The following is a 5,350-nucleotide window of genomic DNA, read 5'->3' as shown; positions in this document are numbered from 1 at the left end:
GCGGCGGCAACACCTGGCTCAACACCGTCGCGGCCTGCGGGCGCTGCAACCAGCGCAAGGGCGACCGCACGCCGGCGGAGGCGCGGATGCCGTTGCGCTGGGTGCCCACGGCGCCCGGCTGGGCGGCACTGACCGCGCACTGATGACGACGGCCGGCGGGTTCACACGGGGGTCCGTCGGTCGTCCATCAGGCCGGCAGCAGCAGTGTCTCCACCATCGTCCGGTAGGCCACCGGGTGCACGACCGGGATGCCGTACTGACGGGCCTTCTTGGCCTTGCCGGACATCGAGTCGGGGTCGGCCGCGACCAGCAGCTGGGTCCGCTTGTTCACGGCGTCGCCGACCACCAGGCCGGCTGCTTCCGCCTCGGCCTGCCACTGCTCGCGGGCGGGTTCCATCGTCCCGGTGAAGACCACCAGGTCACCGCGCCGCAGCTGCCAGAACTGCCGGTCCGCGCCGGCCGTCGTCCGCGCGGCGTCGGCCAGGGCCTTGTCCACGGCGGTCGGGGGCAGCCCGACGAGGGCGGCGACCCCGGCCAGGTCGTGCCGCTCGGCCGGGGTCAGGACGCCGTCGGCCAGCGCAACGGTCGCGAGCCCGGTCAGGTACCGCTTGTGCAGGCACCGGACGTCGGCCTGCCCGAGCCCGAGGGACTCGGCGACGGCGATCAGGCCGTCCGCCTCGGTGTTGGAGATGTGCCGGTCGAGCAGCGCCTGGTCGAGCAGATCCAGGTAGGCGTCCGCCCGGGGCTCCTGCTGGCGGGGCAGGCGGTCGGCGAGCCGGGTGAGGAAGTGCGGATCCCGTACGCCGGGGGAGCGGCGCGGCACGGCGGCGGCCGTCGTGACGGGCAGTGCGGGCCACGGCAGCGACCGGGCACCGGCGAGGGTCGGTGACCACGGCGGCGGTGCGCCGGTGATCGTCAGGTAGTGGGCGAGCAGGTCGGCCGCGGCGTGGGCGTCGTGCAGCGCGGAGTGGGCCTGGTGGGCGGGCATGCCCGCGGCGCGGCGGCAGTCGTGCAGGCTGCGGCCGGCGCTGGGCAGGAAGTGCGGGGCGAGCTGCATGGTGCACAGGCCGTACCGGGCGTCGATCGGCACGGTGTGGCCGAGGCGGCGGAACTCGGCGGCCAGGAACAGTGCGTCGAAGGCCAGGTTGTGGGCGACCAGCGTGCGTCCCCGCAGCCGGCCGGCGATCACCTCGGCGAGCTGGGCGAAGCCCGGGGCCCGGCCGGTCTCGGCGGCGGAGATGCCGTGGATGTGCTGCGGACCCAGATCACGGTCCGGGTTGAGCAGGCTGCACCACTCGTCCTGCACGCGGCCCTGCTCGTCGAGGTGGACGACGGCGATCTCGATGATCCGGTCGTGCCAGCTCGCGCGCAGCCCGGTGGTCTCCACATCGATGACCGCATACATGGTTGCTCCTACGCGCTGTTAGTCCTGATTGCCCCGTGCCGTCCGGCTCGGGCCATGACGCTAGCAACGCACCGCAGGCGGGGGACTCCGCTGCGTGGGGGGTCTTCTCGGCCGGTGCCCGCCGAGAAGAGGACGACACGCTGAGCCGGGAAGTCGTCCGGAAAAGCAATCATCCGGTACGGGATGATCGCGCGTTACGCTTCGGTCATGTCGTCCGCAGCCCCCGAGCGCACCGAGCGCGATGTCACCGGCCTGCTCAACATGGCTGGTCACGCCCTGTCCAACCGGCTCGCCGCCGCGCTGGCCGCTGTTGATCTCACGCCGCGCATGCAGTGCGTCCTGGTGCACGCCCTCGAGGAGGAGCGCACCCAGATCCAGCTCGCGGCCCTGGCCGATCTGGACAAGACGACCATGGTCAGCACCGTGGACGACCTGGAGCGGCTCGGGCTGGCCGAGCGCCGCCCGTCGGCGACCGACCGCCGGGCCCGGATCATCGCGGTCACCGAGGCCGGCCGGGCCGCCGCCGAGCAGGGTCAGCGGATCGTCGACCAGGTGCACGCCGACGCGCTGGGGGCGCTGCCGGAGCCGGCCCGCGAGGCTTTCGTCGCGGCGCTGCGGCAGCTGGTCGAGGGTGGTCTGGAGCCCGGACCCAAGCCGGTACGGCGAGCCCGTCAGGCGGCGAATAGGTGACAACTGGATAGTCTGTAAGCGGACTATCTGCTACGGTCGCACCATGGTTGCTTCCGCGTACCCCCGTCGTGGCCCGGCGCTCGCCGTGCTCTGCGCGATGTCGCTGATGATCGTGCTGGACAGCACGATCGTGGCCGTCGCCGTGCCCGCCATCCAGCTGGATCTCGGCTTCTCGGCCGCCGGCGTGGCCTGGGTGATCAACGGCTACCTGATCGGCTTCGCCGGTTTCCTGCTGCTCGCCGGGCGCCTCGGCGACCTGCTCGGGGCCCGCCGGGTCTTCCTCGCCGGACTGGGTGTCTTCACCGCCGCGAGCCTGCTCTGCGGTCTGGCCGGCACGGCCGGGCTGCTGGTGGCGGGCCGCTTCGTGCAAGGCGTCGGTGGAGCGCTGGCCTCCGCGGTGATCTTCAGCCTGATCGTGCGGCTCTATCCGGAGCCGGGCCCGCAGGCCCGGGCGATCGGCGTCTACAGCTTCACCCAGGCCGGCGGGGCCGCCTTCGGCTTCGTCGCGGGCGGCCTGCTGACCGAGGCCGCCGGCTGGCCGTGGATCTTCCTGGTCAACGTGCCGATCGGCGTGGCGGTCCTGGTCGGCGCGCTGCGGGTGCTGCCCCGCGAGGCGGGCCTCGGGCTGGGCGACGGGATGGACGTGAGCGGGGCGGTCCTGATCACCGCGGGACTGTCGCTGGGCGTCTACGCCATCGTGGACGGTGTCTTCTGGTACGGCGTGACGGCCGCCCTCCTGGTCGCTGCCTTCCTGGTCCGCCAGCGGTACGCCCGCCACCCGCTCGCCCCGCTGCCCGTCCTGCGCCGCCGCTGGCTGCTGGGCACCGGTGCGGCGGTGGTGCTGATCTTCGCCACCGGTATGGGCTTCCAGTTCGTCAACGCCCTGTTCCTGCAGCGGGTGCTCGGCCTGGACGCGATCGGGACCGGCCTGGCGTTCCTGCCGACCCCGATCGTCATCGGCCTGATCTCGCTGTTCGTGGCGCCCCGGGTGACGGCCCGGCTGGGGGCCCGGCCGGTGCTGCTGACCGGGCTGGGTGTGCTGGCCGCGGGTCTGCTGCTGCTGGTCCGGGTGCCGGTCGAGCCGCGGTACCTGACCGATGTCCTGCCGGCCCTGATCATCATGGGTCTGGGCATCGGCGTGGTCATCCCGGCGATCATCATGCTGGCGATGGCCGGCGCCGGCCCGGGTGAGACCGGGCTGGTGTCCGGCCTGACCAACACGGCCCAGCAGGCCGGGGCCGCACTGGGCCTGGCGGTGCTGGCGGTGGTGGCGGCCCGGGTCACCGAGGCGAGCCTGGCCGCCGGCGCGGCCGAGGTCGCGGCGCTGCGCGACGGTTACAGCCGCGCCTTCCTGACGGCGGCCGGATTCGCCCTCGGGGCGCTGCTCATCGGGGCTGTCGTGCTGCGCCGCGGCCCCTCACCGGTTGGCGACAGCGGTGGGCTCGTCGACGACAGCAGCGGGCTGGGCGGGGAGCCGGCGGTTGCGGACGCGGCGGCTGCGGGTCCGGTCGCGCTCGAGCCACCACTCTGCCGCCAGTAGCGGCAGCGTCCAGCCGAGCCACGCGGCAATGGCCGACACGACCCAGCTGAACAGCACCTCGTCACCGTGGAACGTCGTGTCGAGCTGCGGGGAGAGCGTGATCACGGCGATCGCACCCCAGATCCGGTTGGTGATGATGGAGGCGGTCAGCGCGAAGCTACGGATCATCCATCGCCGGTGCTCGGCGAAGCGGCGCTGCCGGGCCATCCGCCAGCCGGTCAGGGTGCAGCCCAGCCACAGCGCGGCCAGCAGCAGGTTGCTCGCCCGGGTCGCCGGCCCGAACGGCGTGAACGCGCCCACCGCCAGCGCGGTCACGCCGGCGGGCAGCACCCCGCCGAAGACGTAGAGCCGGCCGAGCCGCCGGTGCCAGACCGGGTGCCGGGCGCGCAGCCAGGGCCAGATCTGCAGGACCGCCGTGGCCAGCGCGATGCTGCCGAACAGCACGTGCGGCACCAGCGTCCAGTAGTGCGCGACGCCGAGGGCCTCCGGCTGGGGGACGCGGGAGCGGTCCGGGTCGAGGCTGAGGTACGGCGGCAGCGAAAAAGCCAGGAACAGAACCACCACCGCCCCCAGTGGAAAGACCCACGGTCGCCGCCACCATCTCGGTTGTGCCGTCATCGCCGTCCCCCTCGGTTGCGTATGGCGTACGCAAGTAGCGTATGGCATACGCACCAGCTCGGGAAGGGGCGCTCGTAGGATGGCCACCGTGACGACCGAGATCCCGCGTACGCTGCGCGTCCTCTGGGGTGAGCCGGACCGGCCGGGCGGCCGGGGGCTGAGCCGCGACCGGATCGTCGCGGCCGGCATCGCGCTCGCCGATGCCGACGGCATCGCGGCCCTGTCCATGGCCCGGCTGGCCGAGCGGCTCGGCAGCGCGCCGATGTCGCTCTACCGGCACGTGTCCAACAAGGACGAGCTGCTGGCCTTCATGACCGACGCCGCCCCGGGGCCGCCGCCCGAGCTGCCCGCCACCGGCTGGCGGGCGGCGCTGGAGACCTGGGCCCGGGCGCTGCGCGGGGTCTACTACGCCCACCCGTGGATCCTCCAGGTCACCGCGGGGCGGCCGCCGCTGGACCCGGGTCAGCTCGCCTGGCTCGACCGGGGTCTGTCCGCCCTGGACGACACCGCCCTGAGCCCGGCCGACCGGTTCGAGGTGCTGATGACAGTGCTGCACTTCGTCCGCGGCGAGGCTCAGATCGGGGCCGTCCTGCTCCAACGCGAGCCGGGCGACCAGGCCGAGTACGGCCGGCTCCTCGCCCATTTCGTCACCCCGGAACGGATGCCCGCCCTGGCCGCGGCCTCGGCGGCCGGCATCTTCGTGGCCGGCGACGACGATCCGGAGGAGTCCTTCACGTTCGGGCTGACCCGCGTCCTCGACGGCATCAACGTCATGGTGACGCGCGGTGGAGGCTGAGCTCGGGCATCTCGCCGAGATCGGGGCGGCCCGGGCCGCCCTGGACGAGCGTGAGCTCGAGCTGATCGACCGGGCCCGGCAGGCCGGCGCCACCTGGAGCCAGATCGCCGCGGCGCTGGGCCTGACCAGCCGCCAGGCGGCCGAGCAGCGCCGGCAACGGCTGGTCGCGGCCGCGCGGTCGCGGCGCCACGAGCAGGACCTCCGGTACGCCCACAGCATCGTCACCCTGCGCGCGGGAACCGGGTGGTCCAGCGGCGGTCGGTGGCGATGCCGCGGTGCAGGTCGTCGACCGCCGCGCGCA

The 5,350-nt window shown here is 73.6% G+C and carries 5 protein-coding genes and 2 pseudogenes; 5 read left to right on the top strand and 2 right to left on the bottom strand.

From position 1 onward, the window contains the following. A partial coding sequence (locus AB0C29_RS32005; protein ID WP_360828069.1) for an HNH endonuclease occupies positions 1 to 143 on the top strand: 143 nt, incomplete at its 5' end. A gap of 44 nt (positions 144 to 187) precedes the next feature. Here the strand turns inward: AB0C29_RS32005 and AB0C29_RS32000 are convergent. Further along, positions 188 to 1,405, bottom strand: a complete 1,218-nt coding sequence (locus tag AB0C29_RS32000; RefSeq protein WP_360828066.1) for an exonuclease domain-containing protein — start codon at positions 1,403 to 1,405, stop codon at positions 188 to 190. Between the two features lie 207 nt (positions 1,406 to 1,612). On the opposite strand from AB0C29_RS32000, the gene AB0C29_RS31995 reads away from it, so the two are divergent. After that, complete coding sequence (locus tag AB0C29_RS31995; protein WP_360828063.1) at positions 1,613 to 2,095, top strand: MarR family winged helix-turn-helix transcriptional regulator; 483 nt, start codon at positions 1,613 to 1,615, stop codon at positions 2,093 to 2,095. 43 nt (positions 2,096 to 2,138) lie between these two features. After that, the gene (locus tag AB0C29_RS31990; RefSeq protein WP_360828060.1) at positions 2,139 to 3,635 is read left to right on the top strand and encodes an MFS transporter; all 1,497 of its coding nucleotides are present in this window, start codon (positions 2,139 to 2,141) and stop codon (positions 3,633 to 3,635) included. A gap of 39 nt (positions 3,636 to 3,674) precedes the next feature. Here the strand turns inward: AB0C29_RS31990 and AB0C29_RS31985 are convergent. Then, positions 3,675 to 4,253: pseudogene (locus AB0C29_RS31985) on the bottom strand (DUF2306 domain-containing protein); the annotation flags it as partial. Between the two features lie 88 nt (positions 4,254 to 4,341). Between AB0C29_RS31985 and AB0C29_RS31980 the strand changes: the two are divergent. Beyond that, entirely contained in the window at positions 4,342 to 5,049 is a 708-nt protein-coding gene (locus AB0C29_RS31980; RefSeq protein ID WP_360828057.1) for a TetR/AcrR family transcriptional regulator, read from the top strand. Then, a pseudogene (locus AB0C29_RS31975) lies at positions 5,039 to 5,350 on the top strand (hypothetical protein); the annotation flags it as partial. The gene AB0C29_RS31980 and the pseudogene AB0C29_RS31975, both read left to right, overlap by 11 nt.

Origin of the sequence: Actinoplanes sp. NPDC048791, assembly GCF_040650095.1 — a bacterium.
GTDB lineage: Bacteria > Actinomycetota > Actinomycetes > Mycobacteriales > Micromonosporaceae > Actinoplanes.
This window is presented reverse-complemented; position numbering and strand designations above follow the sequence as displayed.

What these genes read in the sequence shown, in the direction of transcription:
- AB0C29_RS32000 (WP_360828066.1), bottom strand. Translation starts at nt 1,405, where the DNA reads ATGTATGCGGTCATCGATGTGGAGACCACCGGGCTGCGCGCGAGCTGG.
- AB0C29_RS31995 (WP_360828063.1), top strand. Translation starts at nt 1,613, where the DNA reads ATGTCGTCCGCAGCCCCCGAGCGCACCGAGCGCGATGTCACCGGCCTG.
- AB0C29_RS31990 (WP_360828060.1), top strand. Translation starts at nt 2,139, where the DNA reads ATGGTTGCTTCCGCGTACCCCCGTCGTGGCCCGGCGCTCGCCGTGCTC.